Genomic DNA, 21,139 nt, shown 5'->3' on the forward strand with positions numbered 1-21,139 from the left:
CCCTGTAATAATATATTTTACTAAGGTAGGTGTTGTGAATGATTCAGAAAGATAATTTAGATATTATTTTGAAATTGCCTGAAAAAAGCATAAGATTTTTTTCGCCTTCAAAGCAAGGTATTTACTCTCAACTTATTGGGCAAGCGGACTCAACCAAAATATTTGAAGACAGCATTCTAGAATATGATTTGGACACAGACCCGTATGGAAATATTAATCTTATCATCTTGGATCAAAAGGGAAACCTCTATCTCTATCGATATGATGGTAAAAAGTGGTCTAATTACAAAATATATCAGTTCAATTTACTCACAGATGAAGTAAGGCAATTACAAATCAAGTGCACTTCTGACCATACCTTTATAACCTTGTGTGAGCGAACACAAATAACTTCGAACCAATGGACGATTGTCTCTTTTTCCCCTCATGCACAAGGTTGGAAAAAATCTACCCTATCTTCATTATTTCTAAACTACCCCGTTATGGCATATCGTCTAGCTAAGGATGCAAAAAATAATTTGTATGTCATTTATTTAAATAATAATAATATTGTCTATAACTTAAATCTTATTGTCTTTAACCATAAAACTCGCAATTGGTCTGACCCGATATTTATAAGTAATTGTATATACATAAAAACATTCCATCTTGACGCTCTTGTAGATAACAATGATGGTATTCATTTGGCTTGGACAGATAAATACAAAAAACAATTTTGTGTTAAATATGTTTACATCCCTTTATCAAAAGCTGAAAATTTACAACCTACTACTACAATGATGCTGGACGAACCAATTTTTTTGAATCAACTAACACTTCTCAAGCATTCTATTCACTGTTATGGGATTACCTTAAATAATATATACCACTTTAACAAGCCACTTCATGATTCCAATTCATCTCAAGTATGGAGGTCTTATGATGAACCAGCCTATGAACTTGATAATCTTTTTATCTATAAAACTGCTGGAAGTGTAGGCCATTCATTGGCAAATTATTATCTTTCAGATAAACGCTCAAATTATCATCCTATTCAGATTGAAGAGTTTGATAATTTAACAAATGTAGCATATAGTCATCATAATTCTAGCATTACGTCTTCCGAATCAACCCATAAACCTGCAAACATCATTAGAGACTCTGCGCCTATAGACATTCCTCACGATCAGCAAATTTTGAAACTTAAGGCTGATCTTTTTAAGAAAAATCAACAAATTGATGCTACTCAAAAACTAATAAATTCTTTACAAAGTGAGATTATCTATATAAAACAAGAAATAAAAAATCTGAATGATCAAAACAGCAGATATGTACAAATAATAAATGAATCAAAAAATAAATATAAGGAGATCTATGATTCAACGATAAAATTTGGTCAGCTTTTTGAAGATACAGTTTCAAAAACCCAGTTGTCTGAATTGAGCAAAAATATCGAAATACTTTCTCATCATTTTGCTAAAATGAAAGAAGAAGTAACTCTTTGTAAAACCCAAAATGAAGAGTTAAGACAATATGCTGAAAGCATACGTAACGAGGGCTTTCTGAAAAAGTTTTTTGGATAATACCTTGTATGTATAAAGGGATATAAAATAGCTATTTGTAGCTATTTTATATCCCTTTATACATCTTTTTATTTAATATATAGGAAATTATGGTCTTCAATTTCCTATATAAGGGGGATTTTTAAAGGGGTTCACCCCCTAATACTGCCGATATACAATCAAATCATTGAGAGGCACAAATATAGCAGAGAGTTTAACCTTCAGCTGGTTTAAGCTGTATAGATTTTGAGAGTCTTACTCGAAGAAATCTATATTGCGCATGAGCATTTGCGGAGCAATTTGCGATTTTTATGTCTAATAATTGGAGGGTCACAGCGAAGCGTCATTGGGAACTATTAGTTCCCTGTGAAGAACAAAAGCATTTCCTTAGCTTTTAGAGCATGGAATGCTTTTGTTCTATGGTTATAAGTTGACCTTGGTATATTCTAAGGAATTATCTTCTTTTCTAGAGGACTTATATACACCTTGGTAAGATATTTTCGCCCCTTGAATAAGTTTATTTGCGCTTTCTAAATCTTTCTCATGTATATATAGGGCTGTATTGCATGATTTACCTATCGCTCTTGGTGCTTTTCTAAAAGTACATTGAATTTTGTGCCTCCTTAATAATTCTTCAATATAATATCCATGATAACTTGACGTAAATACAAATATATAGCTTTCATCGTGCTTCATTAGCAATCATCTCCTTGTAAATTTCTTAGTACCATTTTATTCGACTGCTTGTGATATGTACCAATCATAGTATATTATGAATACAAAAAAGCATCTAGCTCAGGCTGCTAGACAGCCTGAGCACCCCTCTGACTACGGCCTGGGAATACTTCCCCTGCACTCCTGATTTTTTGTTTAATAGGAAAGTAGACCTTTCCTATTAAACAAAAAACCTCAGATCGTAAGAGCTGAGGTTTACTTCATTTATAGAAGATTTTTATGAATGTATTCTGATGTCATAACCTGAAGCAATGCACCATACTCGATATTAAAGCGAACTTCATCTCCCACCATATACTCTTTCGTACAGTCAGTAACATCAATAATGAGATGGTCACTGCTTGCTCCTAGTATCATCATATTGGGGTCTAATGGAATAATGTTTTGGACAGCTATATCCTGCCTGCCAATAGCCAGTATTGCTCTTTTTCTCAATCCTCTATCTTCAAAGACCGGTTTGTTGCCAAATGCATCCATACCAATTTCACCAATAGGTACAGAAGGCTTTTCCTTTAACTCAACGATCTCAGTAACGAGGGTAAAAGCATCTTGATAGGTATCAGCAATAGAATTACCATAGGCTGTTTCCCTGCCAAGCACAATAGATTCTCCTAGTCTCAAGTGATTAATACGATGAGGTATTTCTTCTTTTTCAAGGAGATAAAGGCTGCTTGAATTTCCACCTGATACAATGTTTAGAGATATATTGAACTTATCCTCTATGATTTCAGCAATTTCTACCAATCGACCTAAGTTTATACGGTTTGGAATGACACCACCGTAGCATGTTAGATTGGTACCAATTCCTAGCAGGTTAATGTTTTCAAATAATAGTATTTCTGAAATGGTATTTTCTATTTGATCTTGCCATACACCCTCACGCAAATCTCCCATATCAATCATTAGTATGATATTATGCATTCTTTCCAGTTCATTTGCAGCTGCATCTAAAGCAGCAATGGTTTTAATCTCAGAATTCAGGCTAATGTCAGCATATAAAACGGTTTCTTTGGCTTGACTTATCATTGGCAATCTTAGTAGTAATTTCTGAGCATCCATTTCTTGGAGCTTCTTTAGATTTTCAATTCTTGAATCTGCCAGCATAGTGACCCCGCCATGAACAAGAGCTTGTGCAATTTCTGGAATTCCGCAGAATACCTTGGTTACACCAGCTACATCGATGCCTTTTTCTTTACATAATTTGGTAAGGGTGAGGGTGTTATGCTTAATCTTATTTATATCGATCTCTAATCTTGGACAAATCTGCATACAATCTCCTCCAATTCCTAAATCTATAGCCGGGAATTTTTCCCGGCTAAGAGTTAGTTAATATTTAAGCTCTGCTTCATCAAATTTAAGGCTGCTTCCGGATATCTCTTCGACAAAACTCCAAGGGATGCCATGATATAATCATTATCTATTAATATTTTGGCTTCTTTTGTAGGGAGTAAGCTATCACCTTTATTGTGTTGGGCAATTTCCTTCAAGATCTCTACTCTTCCTGGTAATCTTGTAAGAGCTCCGCCAGTTCCAACGATCCACTTGATATCAGTGAGATCCTTTCCCTCCGCAAGGGTTTTCTTCCCAGCGGGTCCATAGAGATGTCTATATTTACCTACGTGGCGATCCATAGCAGTCAATACGGCTTCCAAAGTGAGAATTTCGACAAATCGCTTCAGTTCATCAGTGTCTGGTATTGGCTTATGCCTCGACATTAAGCCTTCGATATCACAGCCCATTTGTCGTGAGAGCTTATCCTTGCCGATTCGCTCTACGATATTGGGCATGTTAACATATACACCCAAATCTCCTTCCACAGTTCTCTTTGCTTCTGGCTCAGGACTAATTAAAATTCTGTTTACCTCTTCACTGCCTGCTGTGACAGAGTGGACATCCGTGGTAGCACCACCTACATCAAGAGTAACCAAATCACCAATAGCTTCTTTTAGGAGCTTAGAAGCCTCCATCACTGCACCTGGTGTCGGAATGATAGGTCCTGTAACCAATTCTCTAACCTTTGTCATGCCCGGAGCATGAATGATATGATCCTCAAAAGCATCTTGAATAACCTTTCTGGTTGGTTCAATGTTAAGCTGATCAATTTTAGGATAAACATTCTCTACAACATATAGCTTATTGGGCTTATCCTTGAACATTTCCTTGATTTCTTCCTGGTTTTCAATATTACCAGCGTAAATAATGGGGACATGGATGTCCATATCAGCGATTAATTCAGCATTATAGAGGGCTGTATCCCGTTCGCCATAATCTACTCCCCCAGCAATTAAGATGAGGTTCGGATTAATATCTTTAATTTTGTTAAGATCAGTTCTTCTCAGCTTTCCAGCTGTAACATTATGAATGATGGCACCGGCACCTAGGGCAGCTTCCTTTGCGGCTCGAACAGTCATGTCATAGACAAGACCATGGACCGTCATTTTTAATCCCCCAGCAGCACTGCTGGTAGCCAACATTTCATCATAGGTTACTTCTTCGACGCCAAGTGCACTTTTAAGATTATCAATAGCACCTTGAAGGCCAATGTTCACATCCCCCTCTAGGACAGTGGTAGGTGCTTGACCTTGCCCCAGAAATTTAGGATGATCCGTATGAATATCAGCGAAAGCATTTACTACCGTTGTAGTGCTTCCTATCTCAGCAACTAAAACATTAATTCTCATGCTAATGCCTCGTTTCCTACTTATTTGCTAATATCTCATTTCTTCTATTTACAAGGAATGTTGCTACATGAATTCCCTTTGTGCCTCTACCGAAACCAGCATCCATTCCATACTTCACAGCGATTTCAGGTGTTACTTGAGTTCCCCCAGCACAGATCATGATTCTATCTCTAACACCTTTTTCCACTGCATAGTCATGGATTCTTTTCATGTTTTTGTAATGTATATCATCATGGCTTATGATGGTTGAAGCCAATATTGCATCCGCATTAATTTCTATGGCAGCGTCTACAAGTTTTTCAATTGGACATGAAGTGCCAAGATATTCAACTTCAATACCCCACTTTTCAATACCGCCATGCTTGATATCGATGACTTCACGCATACCTACAGAGTGCTCATCTTCTCCAACTGTGGCAGCCACAACCTTCATCGGTCTATCATTAATTTGTTCCCAAAGTTCTTCATTAGACAATACTTCTGCTTCTTCTGGAACGATAATGGTATTTAGATCAATGTCGAAGCCTACTGTACCCTTTAATTGAACTCTCGTAGCCTCTGAAGGATGCATTTCCTCACTATGGATAACTTCAACGTCAGATAATCCAAGCTTTTTACCGACTTCAATGGCCGCGTACTCTGCCACTCTTTTTGATGTTGGAAGAAGTACTTCCACTTGAACAATGCCATCACCCAACCATTGAACCTCTGGTTTGATCATTGAGGATTCTCTATATTTTTCAGAATCATCTAATCTAGTATAAACATTATCACTTTCATCTAATTCATCGATATATACAATTTTTTCAGGTTTTTCAAATGTACTTCCATCGATTAGTTTTGATGGGTTTTCCACTGCACTCGGATCATACTGAGCCGCATTGTTATAACCGAAGTGGGCTGTAACTGGTGCTAAGTAATCTTCATCTCTTTCAAATACAGTTCCGTACCCTAATCCTCCATCGATCTTTCTGCCGATACCATCGCCATTTCTTTCAGGATACATACCAGAATCCACAAAGAAGCCCTTTTCTACAGCCTGGAAGTAACCACCTTCCTGAATTATTTCTTCTAGGTATAGGATAGATCTTTCTTTTAATTCTCTTACTTGCTCTCTTAGGAAGCCTTCTTTTCTTAATTCTACCATTTCCATTAATGAATCAAGAATCGTTAAGGTTTGCTTTGCTGTATCACAGGCTTCGATGTTGTACATATGCCATGGCACGTTTCTACCTTCGTCAGGTGTAATCGTAGATTGAATATCTGCACTCGTTAATCTAGACAATAGCATATTTAATACATGGGTTACAGTTGCTTCTCTTGACGATGAAGTAATATATTTTGTATTCATCTGGGCTCTCATCTTATATTCGTCGAATAGTTCTCTCAGCGCAACTGCGTATGGTAAATCATACTTTAAACTTGGTGCTGGAGCAGCTGTTGGCGGTACAGTAGATAGGCAGATATTTTCCTTTTTCATTCCAACTTTATAAGAGTATAATGAGTTAATTCCATGCTGTACCATAAGCTCAGGCATAACTTTCCACGCATCTCTAGCCGTTGCGTTGGCATTATGGGCGCCATCAATTTGCGCCATGTTAGCCCATGTCATTACACTTTTTGCTTCAGCAGCATCCACAAAGGATCTAACCATATTGATGTTTCTATATAGAACATTGTATTGAGGATCTTGATGGGCACCATTCACGCCTTCTTCTGCAAACATTACTGCAATATCGGGACCTGCTACACCACTGACATAAGAATGATAATTAATAGGACGACCAACTTCTTCTTCAATAAGATCCAATGCTTTTCTTTGGGCTCTTACCACTTTTCTTGAAACAGGTATACCGCCGATTCCCTGTGGTGTTCCTTCTATTAGTCCGTCGTAATGGGATTGTCCTGCAGTTCTAATAACCATGATATGGTCAGCACCATGCCATGCCGCCATTCTCATTCTACGGATATCGTCCTCAAATCTTCCTGAAGCTATTTCTGTTGTAATCGTATAGATCGGCTGAGGGTCAATATTTCCCAGATAAGCAGCAGATGGAATAGGAATAGAGTTTTTTAAAGGCTCTGAACAATCATTATATGTGAAGGGCCCCATTTGTAGGTTTTCAACTTTCTTTCTCCAAGTCCAGCCTCTTCTCTTTGGCGTATACTTGTCAAGGTCTTTCAGTACTTCTCTCACGTTGATTTTTTCGTTTACATTTAGCTGTGTCATTATTTTTCCCCTCCTTTAAACATTGCTACGATATCATCCCAATGCTTGCCTTCCATTAGCTCAAGACCAGCTTGTCGAAGGGGAATATTCTTTTCCTTAGAAACTTTATAAACAACATGGCCAGCGCCTTTTCCCATTAATCCACGATCCATGGTGCCATCTACAATTGCTTTTGCTTCTAAGCTAGAAAAGCCCATTCGCAGCAATACAGAACGTTCAATGGCAGGGGTTGTATTTTTCTTCGCTAAATCTACCAAAGGGTCTACAACCTGTTCCATAAGCTCCCAAAATCTTTGCTTTAACGCATCATCAGATAAAGATGCTAGGTGTTTTCTTCTCTCTTGGAAATCGTCTTCCCTTACAATATAACCTTTCATTCATTTCCCTCCTAATTTTCATAAGATATTTTTAGATAATAAAGGGAGTAAGGCACTCTCTAGCTTCTACTCCCTTTATCTATTTTTGTATACTTATAATTGAATATTTCTTTCTGCTAAGGATTCTTTCACAAAATCATAAGAAGACTTTGTCTCTTGCACGAGGAAGTCCATATCTGCATCAGAAATTTTCTCGATCCCCCGTATTTCTAGACAGTTTTTAATATATGATTTTCTGATCTTATCCATATCAAAATCTCTTGCTTTGATTAAGCTTGGATGATTAGGAAGAATAATGTTTTGTCCTGGTACTTCTTCCTCTGGATTTCCGAAACGAATCTCAATACCATTTTCACGAGCAAAGGATAACTGTGCTTGAATGTGCTTTCCTGCTCCTGTATATTCAGTTTCTTGTACAACAATAATCTGATCTTCATTAAGTTCTTGGGCAATACTGAAAGCAGCTGCCAATGAAGTATTGCCAGCGGGACCTCTTTCCAAGCCTTCAAGCTGGGCTAAAATCTCTGTCATATAGAATACCTCGCCTTGGGATACCGTGACATAGCGATCCATATATCGAAGAGGTCTTGCTGCAGATCTGGGTACATCTGAGCGGTCAGGCCAAGTAGAAAACGGCATACCAAAGCCTGTATGACCTGTGGTAAAGGACTTTTTGTTGAACTGTTCATCTGATGCCATATGAAGTCCCTGGAGATTGACACTGGCCCCAACAACATTCACACTCTCAGCACCTGCTTTGATTAATCCTCGAGCAGTACCCGTCAAATTACCACCGCCCGCATTGGTACATACAACAACATCCGGATCTCTACCTATTTTCTCTCTAAACTGTATGGCCAGTTCATATCCAAGGGTTTCAACTCCAGCGATTCCAAAAGGTGTATATAGGGAAGCATTGAAGTATCCTGTCTCCTCTAATAGTTTTAAGAAGGTATAGAATAGTTCCGGACCAACTGTTAGCTGCACAACTTCTGCACCATAGGCTTCACATTTTCTTGCTTTCTCAATGATTTCAGGCTGACCTACACCTTTACTGTCATAGCATTCCTGAACAATGATACACTTTAAACCATGCATAGCAGCTTGGCTTGCTACGGCAGCACCATAATTTCCGCTGGTGGCAGCAATGACACCCTTATAGCCCAATTTTTTTGCATGGTATACAGCATTGGCAGCCCGTCTTGCTTTAAAGCTTCCAGATGGATTTGAAGCCTCGTCTTTTATAAAGATTCTTGCGCCTTTGCCTTTTGGGGCCACCTTTCTTGCTAATGCAGTTAGGTTTTTTAATTCGAGAACAGGTGTATTGCCTACCCCTGTATCTCCTTGAATTTTCTGCATTTCTTCAAGGGTATATCCAGTTTCCCTCATCATCTTTTCATAGTCAAAAGCGATGGAGCCAGATTCAAATATAGAATAGTCGATACCGACTGCCTGCTTCATAATTTCATTTCTTCTGGCCATTAGCCCTTGGTAGCTCATATCCTTACTCATGAACATCACCTCCTGCTAGTATAGACCTTGCTTGAATACCTATTTGAAGAAGTTCTGGCACAAACTTTCCATAATTGTGGGTATAGGCTGGATTAATTTCAACTAGCTCTCCCTCAACTCTTCTTCCAGTAATCGTAACAACTTCAACAAATTGACCTATTTCGGCATCTGATTGAATAAATCCTTTAACCCAGGATTCTAAAGGAACTTTTCTTGTATCATCAGGAACTTGAGGAGCTCTTTCCTCACTTGTTAGGACAATATTATAAATTTTAACCCATTCTCCTCTATTGGCCTTCATAAAATTCGCCTACCTTTTTATTAAATCTCTCATGTCGCCCATGATCGCTCTTGGTACTGGTAAATCTAACATTGTTTTTAACCCTGGATCAGCATTGATTACATGAGGAATCATGTTTACACACATAGCAATAGTTCCAAGTCCACCTTCAACTTCAGGCTTATTGGCCATGTTAATTTCAGGTGTTCCTTTGATTGTGATATAATCACCAGTCTCAGTACCTTCCATCTCTGGTTCGATTTGCTGCGGATGAATCATATCAATTTTAACTTCACCGTCTACAAAACCTTGACCAGTCATATTAACACCAGCTACATTGCCTGCAGCTGCAAATCCATAAGGAGACTTTCTATCTACAGAAGTGACAATTGGCTTCATTTGTTGTTCGAATTTTTCTACTTTCCAACCAATCGCATCACCAATCATTCTTATTGATTCTGCAAAACCAACATGTCCAGCTAAAGTACCATCTTTTACTCCCTTTTCAAACTCTTCAACAGTTATGCCCACACCTTGTTCTTCCATTACAGCTGGCCCGAATGGTGATAAACTATTTACACGTTTGGCCTCAATGTGCTCTACATCGACCATACAACCAGTTAAGCAAACAACCAATAAATCCATCATAAGGCCCGGATTAATCCCAGTTCCAAGGATTGAGACACCGTTTTCCTTTGCTATTCTATCCAGTTCTGCAGCTAACTCAGGATTTTGAGCTTGTGGATAAGCCATTTCTTCTGCAGTCGATACAACATTTACTTTCTTTTCCAATACAGCTTTTAATCTTGGAAAAGCACTTTTTGTAAATGAATCTGTAGCACAAAGGCAAACATCGCAACTTCCCTCTGTAACAACTTCATCGATATTTGGGTTAATGATTACCTCTGGGCGGTCTCCTCTCTCTACGCCTAGTACATCATACATACTTCTTCCTACTCGAGCATTATTTCTGTCGCACACACCAACAATGTCAACACCTTTTTTCTTCAAAAGCATTTTAGCCATACCGCTGCCCATTGCACCAAATCCCCAAATCGCTACTTTTACATTTTCCATTATATAGACACCTCCAAATTATTAAATGATTCAACACTCCCTTAATATGCAAAATCCCTGCCAATATTTTTTGTTTGATTTGAGGAAATATCCATTAAATATTCAGAAATCACGCATACTTCGATAAAATTATGCATTTTTATGCCATTTATACGCTTATAGCTGTAATCAGTCTATGAAAAAGAATAGAAACCATAGTAAAACGCAAAAATATTTGCACTTGCATGCAAATATTTTTGCGTTTTACTATGGTTGAATATCAAATCTTTTCAACTTATGCTGAAGGGTTTGTCTCTTAATACCTAATTTTTCAGACGCTTTGCTGATGTTGTTATTACAGTCTTTTAGTGCTCTCAAGATAAAATCTTTCTCTATTTTTTCAAGAGTCTTTGTTAAATCCTGGGAAGGGAGAGAATCTTGTTTTTGATAATGTGCAAATATTTTTGCATTCGTTTGTGGAGGGAAATGCTCTTTTTCCAAAATTTCTTCTTTTTCAATAATATTCATTGCACCTTCGATGGTATTTTCTAATTCCCGTACATTCCCTGGCCATCGATATTCTTGAAATGCTTCCAAAACCAAAGGGTCTATATTTTGAACATTCTTCAATAATTTCCTATTGTATTTTTTTATAAACCACCTAACCAATAACTCAATATCATCTTTCCGCTCTCTTAATGGTGGGAGAATGATAGGAATTACATTTAGCCTATAAAATAAATCTTTTCTAAGGTTTCCTTTATCAATGGCTTCATATGGGTCTTGGTTGGTACTTGCAATGATTCTGACATCGATTGGAATATCTTTTATACCTCCTACCCTTCGCACATATCCTTCTTGTAATACCCTTAGCAGTTTAGATTGCAGCTGTAACCCCATGGAATTCATTTCATCTAGAAAAATAGTTCCACCATTGGCTTGCTCAAAAAGACCTGGGCGATCAATAGCACCTGTAAATCCACCTTTTGAGGTCCCAAATAAAATTCCTTCCAAGAGAGACTCGGGAAGTGCTGCACAATTTTGAGGTATAAAGGGTTTGCCAGCCCGATGGCTTCCATAATGAATACTTTGGGCCACTAACTCTTTGCCAGTACCTGTTTCTCCATAGATTAAAACACTTGAAGATGACAGAGCAGCTTTTTTTGCATACAAAACAGCCTTCACAAATTCGGTACTATTACCAATCATGCTTTCAAAGGTAAATTTTCTAATCTTGTTTCCCTCTTGCTTGTCAGGCTTGGACAGCTTGAGTTGAAGTGTCATGATCTGTTCTGATAGCTGCTTGATCTTTGTAATGTTTTTTGAAATCTCCAAAGCACCTACCTTCTTATCTTGAAAATAAACGGGTACGGTTGTATTAATGGTGGTTATTTCCTTATGATGATTATTCAAATAAGTTTGAGGCCGATCAATCAACTTTTCTTCAGTTCTTAAAACTCGAAGCAATGTGCTGCTTTCGTGATCTAAACTAGGAAAAACATCGAGGAGAGGTTTATTGACTACTTCGTCAGCATCCATGCCTTCGAGCTCAGCCATGGCTTTATTGTATATCATCGTACGTCCATTTTCATCTATTACGTGTACACCTTCATCTATTGTTTGTAAAACAATCTTTAAAATTTCATATATATAAGGCTGCATAGTCCCCACCTTTCTTCTTCAAACCTTACAGTTCCCAGCTGCTTATATGAATATTCTTGTTTATCATGGAAAAGCTCTGAATTAGATATCTATTCAGAGCTTTGTTTTCTTTCCATTTTAGCGGTAGAGAGGAAACCTTTGACATAACCCTTGGACCTTTTCTTTAATAGCTTCCGTTGATACTTTATTTTCTATTGCTAACGAAATAATCTCTGCGATCTCTATCATTTCATTCTCTTTCATGCCCCTAGTGGTCATAGCTGGAGTTCCAATTCTTATGCCACTGGTAACAAAAGGACTCTGAGGATCGAATGGAATTGTATTCTTATTAACAGTGATCCCAATTTCATCTAAGCATTTCTCAGCATCTTTTCCAGTAATACTTTTATTTCTCAGGTCTACGAGTATCAAATGATTATCTGTCCCACCTGATACTAGTTCGAATCCATGATCTATTAAACTATTCGCAAGTTTTACTGCATTGGCTACGATTTGTTTCTGATAAGCTTGGAAGGAGTGTTCCATTGCCTCTTTAAAACTTACTGCTTTTGCTGCTATCACGTGCATAAGAGGACCTCCTTGGGTACCTGGGAAAATCGCCTTATCTATCTTTTCTGCAAATTCAGCCTTGCACAGTATAGCTCCGCCACGGGGACCTCGTAAAGTCTTATGGGTTGTTGTTGTGACGAAATGGGCATGTTCACATGGATTCTCGTGGAGACCAGCAGCAACCAAACCCGCTATATGGGCCATATCTACCATAAGATAAGCTCCAACCTCATCAGCTATTTGTCTAAATCTCTTAAAATCAATTTTTCTTGGGTAAGCACTGGCTCCTGCAACGATTAGTTTTGGTTTCACATTTATTGCAGTATCCCTCACTTCTTCATAATTTATAAGACCTGTGTTTTGATCTACACCATATGCTACAAAATTATAATACTTTCCAGATAAATTCACCGGACTCCCATGGGTTAAGTGGCCTCCGTGGGATAAATTCATTCCAAGCACGGTATCACCGGGTTTAAGCATTGCAAAGTAGACTGCCAAATTGGCATTGGCACCAGAGTGAGGTTGTACGTTAGCATGTTCTGCGTGAAATAACTCTTTTAATCGATTTCTGGCTAAATCTTCGATAACGTCTACATGCTCGCATCCGCCATAATATCTTTTAGCAGGATAACCTTCTGCATATTTATTGGTTAATTGACTGCCCATGGCTTCCATCACTGCATAACTGACAAAATTTTCAGAAGCAATCAATTCAATTTTGTCTTGCTGCCTATGTACCTCTTTTTTTAACGCCTCATAGATTTCTGAATCAAAAGTCTTCAAATGTTCAAAATTCATTTTACCTTCCCCTTTCTTAAGTGCGTTTTTAATGAATGAAGATATTTGCATTTCATAACATTATATAGATTTTTTATATTATGTTGTCAATATACCCGTTTGTTGCCCAACTATATTATATTTTTTTAAAAATTATATGGCAACTTTTTCTTATCTTATATATTTTGTTCTACAAGGGTAATTGTAACTCCTTTTTAACTTTGATATAATTTTTGAAATAAGGGAGTGATTTATTTGAAAGCTGATCGAAGAAGGGTGCTAGCCCTTGCTGTATGCGCAGGAGAAATAATGCTAAAAAATGGTGCTGAAACTTATCGTGTTGAGGATACAATCGTAAGAATATGCAAGGCATATGGGATTTCTAATGTAGAATCCTTTGTTACGCCCACTGGCATCTTTGTAACTGTAGATTATGAAAATGGCAGCGATGAGCCAATTACATTTATCAAAAGAATTAAGACCAGAACCATAGATTTGAACAAAGTGTCAAAGGTGAACACTTTTTCTCGAAGCTTGATGGACACTAGATATTCTATAGAAAATGGCCTAAGAATCCTTAAAGATATTGAAAGCTATCCTACATATCCTAAGTATATCCGGGTGTTTTGTGCAGGACTTGCTTCCTCTTTTTTTGGTGCGCTCTTAGGCGCCGGTATCCTTGATTTTCTAAGTTCATTTACGATCTCAATGATTGTGTTTCTTGCTGTAAATTATCTTGAACGCCACCAAGCTAATTTTTTTATTCAAAATGCCCTAGGTAGTGCTATTGCATCTTTGTTAGCCTTATTGTTTGTCTACTTAGGATTTGGTATAAATCTTGATAAAATCATCATTAGTTCTATCATGATTTTACTGCCAGGTGTTGCCATAACCAATGCTGTCCGAGACTCCATATCTGGCGACTTGATTTCTGGTACTGCTAGGGGTGTTGAAGCCTTAATCACAGCCATATCTATCGCTTCAGGTGTGGGTATTATTATGAATTTATGGATTCATTCGTTAGGAGGTCGGTTTTAATGTTGACTCAATTTATATATGCATACATTTCTACTGTGGGATTTAGCTTACTTTTTAATATTCCTAAGAGTGCTATCTTAAAATCTGCCATGGTGGGTGCCCTAGGCTGGCTCATTTACTCCGAAGTCCATCAATTTTCCCAGTCTGCTATTCTTTCCACTTTTTTAGGCGCATGTGTAGTATCGGTCCTTAGTGAAATATTTGCCCGGAAATTTAAAGAAGCCGTAACAGTTTTTGTCATTCCTGGAATTCTTCCATTGGTACCAGGCTCAGGTATGTACAATACCATGTTGGCACTTATTCAACAGAATTTTAGTACAGCTGCTTTGATAGGTAGTGAAACGATCTTTATTGCAGGCAGTATCGCTGTGGCAATTCTGTTGGTTTCCTCTTTTACACGTCTGATTTTTCTTAAAAAAATATAGAGACGGTTTCGTCTCTATAAAATTTCATCAATCATCTTTATGAATTCACCCTTCGAATAGGCACCATTCAAACGATTCTTCTGATCTCCATCTTTGTACATTAAAATCGTTGGAATACTCATTACTTTAAACTTTCTTGCCAATTCCCTTTGACCATCTACATTTACCTTACATATTTTGATCTTCCCTTGATATTCATTTGCTAATTCATCCATAATAGGACCTATCGTTTGACATGGTCCACACCAATCTGCATAGAAATCAACAACTACAGGTATAGAAGAATTTAAAACTTCAGCCTCATAATTCTCTGCATTCACCATTATTACATGCTCACTATTCAAAGAAAGCGCTCCTTTCAAATGAAGAACCTTTAATCTAATATTCTAGTGACAATTGGAACATATTTTTTATCTTTATTAAATGTACCTTCAAAACGTTTTATCATTAAATACGCGATTACTGTCAGACCAAAACCTATGCCTGCAGCATATACCTCAACGTTTTCTTGTACCCCGATCGTATTTAGTACATAGCTCCCTACACCAATTCCCAAAACCAAAGCCAATAATGGAATAACATATATGATAAATGCTGCACCCATGACGTTTTGGGTTTCCATATTCACTTCAACAATATCACCTGGTTTTGCACCTATCTCATTCATAGCAACAATATTTAATTCCATATTTTCTTTTCCATGTTGACACGCTCCGCAATCTCCACATGCCGAATGTTTTTTCATATGAACCTTTGCCTTGTTACCATTTATGGTTTCAATGACAGTTCCTGTCTGAATCATCTATATCACCTCGTATCCTGAATATTATAGTATCTAAGCTTAAACCTTAATCACGCTCTAATAAAATTATACCGTAAATATGTCTGTAATCAAAGTACTAAGTTTGACACTCTCCTATTCAGTCTATACCACTTTATTTACCGACTTAATCATGTGGAGTCGATATTTAAGCTCAGGCAAAAAATATTTATTTAGGCATTACAACGGCCGCAATTTATACAGTTTTCTAGTTTACCTACCAGGTCTGAACTGGCTCTTTTTGAGAAAATACAGGGTATGTCCATACTTTTTGTTTGTTCTTTAATGATTTCTGTTAATCTATGTTCAATGAAATCATATAATACGATGACCATGTCTACATTGCTTGGAACTGACATTTTCCGCATTCCTTTTTTGCGTCCAGACCAATGAATATAGTCATTGATTCCTTTTTCTTGTAATACATCTGGAATATTTCCCAGACGATCCCCGCCCACGATTAATGCTGTCATATTTTCACTTCCTATTCTTTCGTTTAATTATAATATTGATAATGATTATCATTATTATAATATAATTTACACAATTTTGTCAAATAAAATAGCGTCCAATTGGACGCCTATTTTATTAATCTTCTAAAGAAACCTTTACATGCAATTCTTTTAACAGCTTATCTTCCACTATAGAAGGCTCTTCCGTCATCGGAGATGAAGCATTCTGCGTTTTAGGGAACGCAATGACTTCTCGAATACTATCACTACCCGTTAGCAGCATGACTAATCTATCTAAACCGTAAGCAATGCCACCATGGGGAGGTGTACCATATTTAAATGCCTCTAACAGGAATCCAAATCTATCCCAAGCCTGTTCTGTTGTCATTCCTAGGGCTTTAAACATTCGCTGCTGTAGTTCGCTGCTATGGATACGAATACTTCCACCACCAAGTTCAATACCATTCAACACGATATCATAGGCTTTTGCCCTTGCTTGCTCAGGCGCAGTCTCTAAGAGTTCTAAATCTTCATCCATTGGAGATGTAAATGGATGGTGTTTTGCTACATATCTGTTTTCTTCCTCATCATACTCGAAAAGAGGAAACTCTGTAACCCATAGAAGTTTGTATTCGTTTTTGTCTAACATACCTAATTGTTTTGCTGCTTCGACTCTGAGATGCCCTAAAGAATCAAATACAACACTTGGTTTATCTGCCACAAATAATAGTAAATCTCCTGCCTTACCACCCAATCTCTCAATGATTCTGTTCATATCATCCTCATTAAAGAACTTTGATATTGGTGAAGTTACTCCTTCATCAGCTAGCTTGATCCATGCAAGTCCTTTTGCTCCATAAGTCTTCACGTAATCTTCTAATTTGGTGATATCTTTTCTGCTGAACTTGTCACCGCTTCCGCTGATATTAATACCTCTAACATCGCCACCATTTTTTACTGTATCCGCAAATACCTTAAATCCACAGTTTTCAGCTATATCATTTATGCTCTTTAGTTCAAATCCAAATCTGACATCTGGCTTATCAGAACCGTATCTCTCCATAGCTTCTTTATAGGGCATTCTTTGTAATGGCAGTTCTATATCGATGTTCATGGTTTCTTTGAAAATACGTTGTAGAAGGCCTTCATTCATATTAAGCACATCATCTACATTTACAAAAGACATCTCAATATCAATCTGGGTAAATTCTGGCTGTCGATCTGCTCTTAAATCCTCATCTCGAAAGCACTTCACAATCTGAAAGTATTTGTCCATACCGGAAACCATCAGTAGCTGTTTAAATAACTGGGGTGATTGGGGTAAAGCATAGAACTTTCCTGGGTTTACCCTGCTTGGCACTAAATAGTCACGGGCACCCTCAGGGGTTTGCTTGGTAAGCATAGGAGTTTCTACCTCTACAAAGCCATTATCGCTGAGGAAGTCTCTAGCTACTTTTGCTACCTTATGTCTAAACATTAGGTTTTTCTGCATTTTGGGTTTTCTTAAATCTAAATACCTATATTTTAATCGTAGGTTTTCTGAAACATCATCCGCGTCATCAATGTAAATAGGCGGCGTCTGTGCCTCTGAGAGTATCTTTAGTTCACTGGCAAAGACCTCTATTTCTCCCGTTGCCATATTTGGATTTACCGCATGTCTTTTCTTTACGACACCCCTTAATGCGATCACGTATTCACTTCTAATTTTCTCAGCTTTGGTAAACGCATCAACTGAAATGTCTTTATCAAATATTATTTGTACAATACCAGTACGGTCTCTTAGATCTGTAAATATCAAAGCACCTAAGTCTCTTCTCTTTTGCACCCATCCCATTAAGGTAACTTCTTGATCAATGTTGTCTGTACCCAGGGTTCCACACATATGGGACCGTTTCATACTGCCTAAAGTTTCAGCCATAATTATTCCTCCTTTAATAATTTTGTTGTTAATTCATTGATAATATTACTAAGTTTTATCTGCACTTGTTCACTGGTTTTCATATTTTTAAGAGAGACAGTGTCGTTTTCCAACTCATTCTCACCAATAACAATAGTATAAGAAGCATTCAGTTTATCAGCGTATTTAAATTGTGCCTTTAGGCTGCGATTCATATGATCCTTATCAGCAGAAATTCCTGCCATTCGAAGTGCGTGCAGCAGCCGTGTTGCTTCTTTCGCGGCTTTATCCCCTAAAGTCGCAATAAAAATATTAATTCCTGGTGATTGAGGGATCTCTATATTGTTGTTTTCTAAAGTTAACAGTAACCGTTCAATCCCCATTCCAAAGCCTACCCCTGGCACAGCCGGTCCTCCTAATGATTCCACCAATCCATCGTATCTTCCGCCACCGCATACAGTGCTCTGGGATCCGATTTCATTGGATATAATTTCAAAGGCGGTTTTTCTATAGTAATCCAATCCTCGTACGATTGTCGCATCTACGGCATATGGGATTCCCATAAGTTGAAGACTTTCCTTTAGCCTTTCAAAATGAACGCCACAATCATTGCATATATGGTTAAGCATGAGCGGTACATCTTGAAGCTGTTCTCTACAACTGTCTACCTTGCAATCAATAATACGCATCGGATTTCTTTCAAAACGATCCTGGCATGTTTTACAAAGATGTTCTAATTTGCTTCTAAGGTATTCCTTTAAAAGTTCATTATATTTTGCTCGACAATCAGGACAGCCTATACTGTTGATTCTTAACTCAAGGTTTTGAATTTGCAACTTATTAAAAAACATCATGGCAATAGCAATTACTTCTGCATCAACAGACGGATTGTCTGTACCAAACACTTCTACCCCAAATTGATGAAATGCCCTTAGCCGTCCTGCCTGAGGGCGCTCATAGCGAAAGCAGGGTGTTATATAAAATAATTTTGTTGGCTGGGTATCTGCATAGAGTTTATTTTCAATAAAAGCACGCACCACTGGAGCGGTTCCCTCGGGCTTCAAAGTAATCTCCCTGTCACCATTATCTTTAAAAGAATACATTTCTTTTTGTACGATATCCGTTGTTTCACCAACACCCCTTTTGAATAACTCTGTATGCTCAAAGCCCGGGGTTCTAATTTCCTTGTAACCAAACTTCTCGCAAACATCTCTAAAAAGATTTTCTACATACTGCCACTTATATACATCACCAGGTAAAACATCTTTGGTTCCTCTCGGAGCTTGTGTCAACATAGTATCCCTCCTATAACAAAATAAAAAAACCCCTCAATCCTCTATTTGCATAGGGACGAGAAGTTTAAATCCCGCGGTGCCACCCTTATTGTAATTAACCACTTGATATCGTTAACGCCGACATACGTGTAATCCTACGTTCAACTTCAGATCACATGCTCTTAGGTGTCTTCCATACTATCTTCGTTATTGAGCTTCCACCATCCCTCAATTCGCTGAAAACAGATACATATGTACTCTTCCTCATCATCACTTTTTCCTTATGTAATTGATATCATTATAATTTAGCGTATACTATCTGTCAAGATTATTTCCAAATTTCAGTAATTGTATTCTCTTTTTTTCGATCATCTCGTCTACTCGTTTAATGTAATGCTCCACATTTGTAACATTTGGTACCCGCTCAAGCCTATTCTCCAATGGATAGTAAACTTTAGAAATAGCTCCAGCACCTAGGGCTATAATCGTTTGTCTTTCCTCCATGATTTGTATGTTATAGATACATTCATGTCCCGGTTTGCAGTAGCCTATGTTTTCAAGATTACCTACCATATATTTTTGTCGATACATATAGTAAGGCAGTAAATCCATTCTTTTTGCATAGGATTCTGTGATTTCAAGCATCCTTTTCGCTTGTATTTCCTGGGTAATTTTATACTGATGCAGATTTTCCTTGAGTCTTGATGCCCTTTTGACAGCTAGGGTATGGACTGTAATATTTTCAGGATTTAACAGCATCATTTTTTCCATCGTATGTTCTACCATGCTGGGGGTCTCATCAGGCAAACCTACGATAATATCCATGTTGATGGTTCTAAAGCCAATATCTCTTGCCATGTGATATGACCGAATAATATCCTCGGCTGTATGAGACCTGCCAATACGTACCAAAGTTGCATCATTCATGGTTTGTGGATTTATGCTGATTCTATCAACACCGTGTTTTTTAAGAATCACTAGTTTTTCTTTGTCAATGGTGTCCGGCCTTCCTGCCTCAACTGTTATTTCCTTAATATCATCGAGTCTTATATGCTCTTTAATCTTCTCAAACAACCTATCAAATTCAACATCACTAAGGGTTGTAGGCGTACCGCCTCCAATATATAGAGAAATGACTTTTTTGTTCATTTCATCTAAAATCTCCCCGACTTTTTCTATTTCATAATGAAGTGCTTCAATATATTGAGTAAACAATCCCCTGCTTTTTTTATCTATGATATTTGATGGGAACGAGCAGTATAAACAGCGAGTTGGACAAAAGGGAATACCTATATATATACTGACATCCTGAACTCCATTATTCGCTATCACAGGTCTCTCAATCAAAGCAACCTCTGTAACCAGATCAACCTTCTTATCACTCACACCATACTCATTTTTTAAGCATTGACTGATTTCCTTTATTGAAATGTTTTGATCCAGCATCTCATGGACAATCTTACTCGGTCGGATACCTGTAAGTATTCCCCAAGGCGGACGTTCTTTAAAATGCGTACATAACACATTAAATATAGATTTTTTAATCATTCTTTTTACTTTTTTCCGACCAGCTGACGTATGAAAATTACGATCATCATAGGTTAAGACATCGACTGTAATTTTCTCCTGCTTAAAATATAAAGTACTTTCGATTGAAAGCCTAACTTCCTCTTTTGATAATTTGCTTACTAATAAAAAGCTTTGGTTATTTTCCAAAGCTTCTTCTGAAATGAAATCTATTTGATCTGATTCTACAAACAATTTTAGCAGCTCAGCTATTTCATATGTATAATCATGACCGTCAAGGTATATTTTCATCATAAATCACCT

The 21,139-nt window shown here is 37.5% G+C and carries 19 protein-coding genes and 1 other annotated feature; of the genes, 3 read left to right on the plus strand and 16 right to left on the minus strand.

Annotated features, from left to right (window positions below):
* Positions 1-38 precede the first annotated feature (38 nt).
* Complete coding sequence (locus K0R93_RS07100; RefSeq protein ID WP_300299409.1) at positions 39-1,562, plus strand: hypothetical protein; 1,524 nt, start codon at positions 39-41, stop codon at positions 1,560-1,562.
* Positions 1,563-1,964: 402 nt separating this feature from the next.
* Here the strand turns inward: K0R93_RS07100 and K0R93_RS07105 are convergent, their stop codons facing one another.
* The 10 genes from K0R93_RS07105 to glyA form a co-directional block, all read right to left on the minus strand.
* Positions 1,965-2,237 (minus strand): DUF3343 domain-containing protein, encoded by a 273-nt coding sequence (locus K0R93_RS07105; protein ID WP_300299410.1) that lies wholly within the window; start codon positions 2,235-2,237, stop codon positions 1,965-1,967.
* A 243-nt stretch (positions 2,238-2,480) separates the two neighbouring features.
* The gene (orr, locus tag K0R93_RS07110) at positions 2,481-3,545 is read right to left on the minus strand and encodes an ornithine racemase Orr (RefSeq protein WP_300299412.1); all 1,065 of its coding nucleotides are present in this window, start codon (positions 3,543-3,545) and stop codon (positions 2,481-2,483) included.
* A gap of 53 nt (positions 3,546-3,598) precedes the next feature.
* Positions 3,599-4,957 (minus strand): GlmL-related ornithine degradation protein, encoded by a 1,359-nt coding sequence (locus K0R93_RS07115; RefSeq protein ID WP_300299414.1) that lies wholly within the window; start codon positions 4,955-4,957, stop codon positions 3,599-3,601.
* A 16-nt stretch (positions 4,958-4,973) separates the two neighbouring features.
* A complete protein-coding gene (gene oraE, locus K0R93_RS07120) occupies positions 4,974-7,187 on the minus strand; it encodes a D-ornithine 4,5-aminomutase subunit OraE (RefSeq protein WP_300299416.1) in 2,214 nt (737 codons plus the stop codon).
* Positions 7,187-7,564 carry an ornithine aminomutase subunit alpha gene (locus K0R93_RS07125; protein WP_300299418.1) on the minus strand — a complete coding sequence of 126 codons (378 nt, stop codon included), beginning with the start codon at positions 7,562-7,564 and terminating at the stop codon, positions 7,187-7,189. The genes oraE and K0R93_RS07125 overlap by 1 nt, the downstream gene beginning before the upstream one ends.
* A 93-nt stretch (positions 7,565-7,657) precedes the next feature.
* Complete coding sequence (gene ortB / locus K0R93_RS07130; RefSeq protein WP_300299420.1) at positions 7,658-9,076, minus strand: 2-amino-4-oxopentanoate thiolase subunit OrtB; 1,419 nt, start codon at positions 9,074-9,076, stop codon at positions 7,658-7,660.
* Complete coding sequence (gene ortA / locus K0R93_RS07135) at positions 9,069-9,377, minus strand: 2-amino-4-oxopentanoate thiolase subunit OrtA (protein ID WP_300299422.1); 309 nt, start codon at positions 9,375-9,377, stop codon at positions 9,069-9,071. Before ortA ends, ortB begins: the two co-directional genes overlap by 8 nt.
* A gap of 9 nt (positions 9,378-9,386) precedes the next feature.
* Positions 9,387-10,433, minus strand: coding sequence for a 2,4-diaminopentanoate dehydrogenase (gene ord / locus K0R93_RS07140; protein WP_300299424.1), 1,047 nt, complete (start codon positions 10,431-10,433; stop codon positions 9,387-9,389).
* Between the two features lie 246 nt (positions 10,434-10,679).
* Positions 10,680-12,074, minus strand: a complete 1,395-nt coding sequence (locus K0R93_RS07145; protein ID WP_300299426.1) for a sigma-54 interaction domain-containing protein — start codon at positions 12,072-12,074, stop codon at positions 10,680-10,682.
* Positions 12,075-12,191: 117 nt separating this feature from the next.
* Positions 12,192-13,424 (minus strand): serine hydroxymethyltransferase, encoded by a 1,233-nt coding sequence (gene glyA, locus K0R93_RS07150; protein ID WP_300299428.1) that lies wholly within the window; start codon positions 13,422-13,424, stop codon positions 12,192-12,194.
* 234 nt (positions 13,425-13,658) lie between these two features.
* On the opposite strand from glyA, the gene K0R93_RS07155 reads away from it, so the two are divergent.
* On the plus strand, positions 13,659-14,441 hold the full coding sequence (locus K0R93_RS07155) for a threonine/serine exporter family protein (protein ID WP_300299430.1): 783 nt from the start codon (positions 13,659-13,661) through the stop codon (positions 14,439-14,441).
* Positions 14,441-14,866, plus strand: a complete 426-nt coding sequence (locus tag K0R93_RS07160) for a threonine/serine exporter family protein (RefSeq protein WP_300299432.1) — start codon at positions 14,441-14,443, stop codon at positions 14,864-14,866. The genes K0R93_RS07155 and K0R93_RS07160 overlap by 1 nt, the downstream gene beginning before the upstream one ends.
* A 14-nt stretch (positions 14,867-14,880) precedes the next feature.
* On the opposite strand, the gene trxA is transcribed toward K0R93_RS07160, so the two are convergent.
* The 6 genes from trxA to hemZ form a co-directional block, all read right to left on the minus strand.
* Positions 14,881-15,210 (minus strand): thioredoxin, encoded by a 330-nt coding sequence (gene trxA, locus K0R93_RS07165; RefSeq protein WP_300299434.1) that lies wholly within the window; start codon positions 15,208-15,210, stop codon positions 14,881-14,883.
* Positions 15,211-15,239: 29 nt separating this feature from the next.
* Complete coding sequence (locus K0R93_RS07170; RefSeq protein WP_300299436.1) at positions 15,240-15,668, minus strand: SoxR reducing system RseC family protein; 429 nt, start codon at positions 15,666-15,668, stop codon at positions 15,240-15,242.
* Positions 15,669-15,859: 191 nt separating this feature from the next.
* Positions 15,860-16,159, minus strand: coding sequence for a DUF2325 domain-containing protein (locus tag K0R93_RS07175; RefSeq protein WP_300299438.1), 300 nt, complete (start codon positions 16,157-16,159; stop codon positions 15,860-15,862).
* Between the two features lie 115 nt (positions 16,160-16,274).
* On the minus strand, positions 16,275-18,056 hold the full coding sequence (aspS, locus tag K0R93_RS07180) for an aspartate--tRNA ligase (protein ID WP_300299440.1): 1,782 nt from the start codon (positions 18,054-18,056) through the stop codon (positions 16,275-16,277).
* A gap of 2 nt (positions 18,057-18,058) precedes the next feature.
* Positions 18,059-19,330 (minus strand): histidine--tRNA ligase, encoded by a 1,272-nt coding sequence (gene hisS / locus K0R93_RS07185; RefSeq protein WP_300299442.1) that lies wholly within the window; start codon positions 19,328-19,330, stop codon positions 18,059-18,061.
* Positions 19,331-19,378: 48 nt separating this feature from the next.
* Positions 19,379-19,589, minus strand: a binding site (T-box leader).
* Positions 19,590-19,624: 35 nt separating this feature from the next.
* Positions 19,625-21,127, minus strand: a complete 1,503-nt coding sequence (hemZ, locus tag K0R93_RS07190; RefSeq protein WP_330685070.1) for a coproporphyrinogen dehydrogenase HemZ — start codon at positions 21,125-21,127, stop codon at positions 19,625-19,627.
* Positions 21,128-21,139: the final 12 nt, after the last annotated feature.

This window comes from Anaerosolibacter sp. (assembly GCF_029240175.1).
Lineage (GTDB): Bacteria > Bacillota > Clostridia > Peptostreptococcales > Thermotaleaceae > Anaerosolibacter.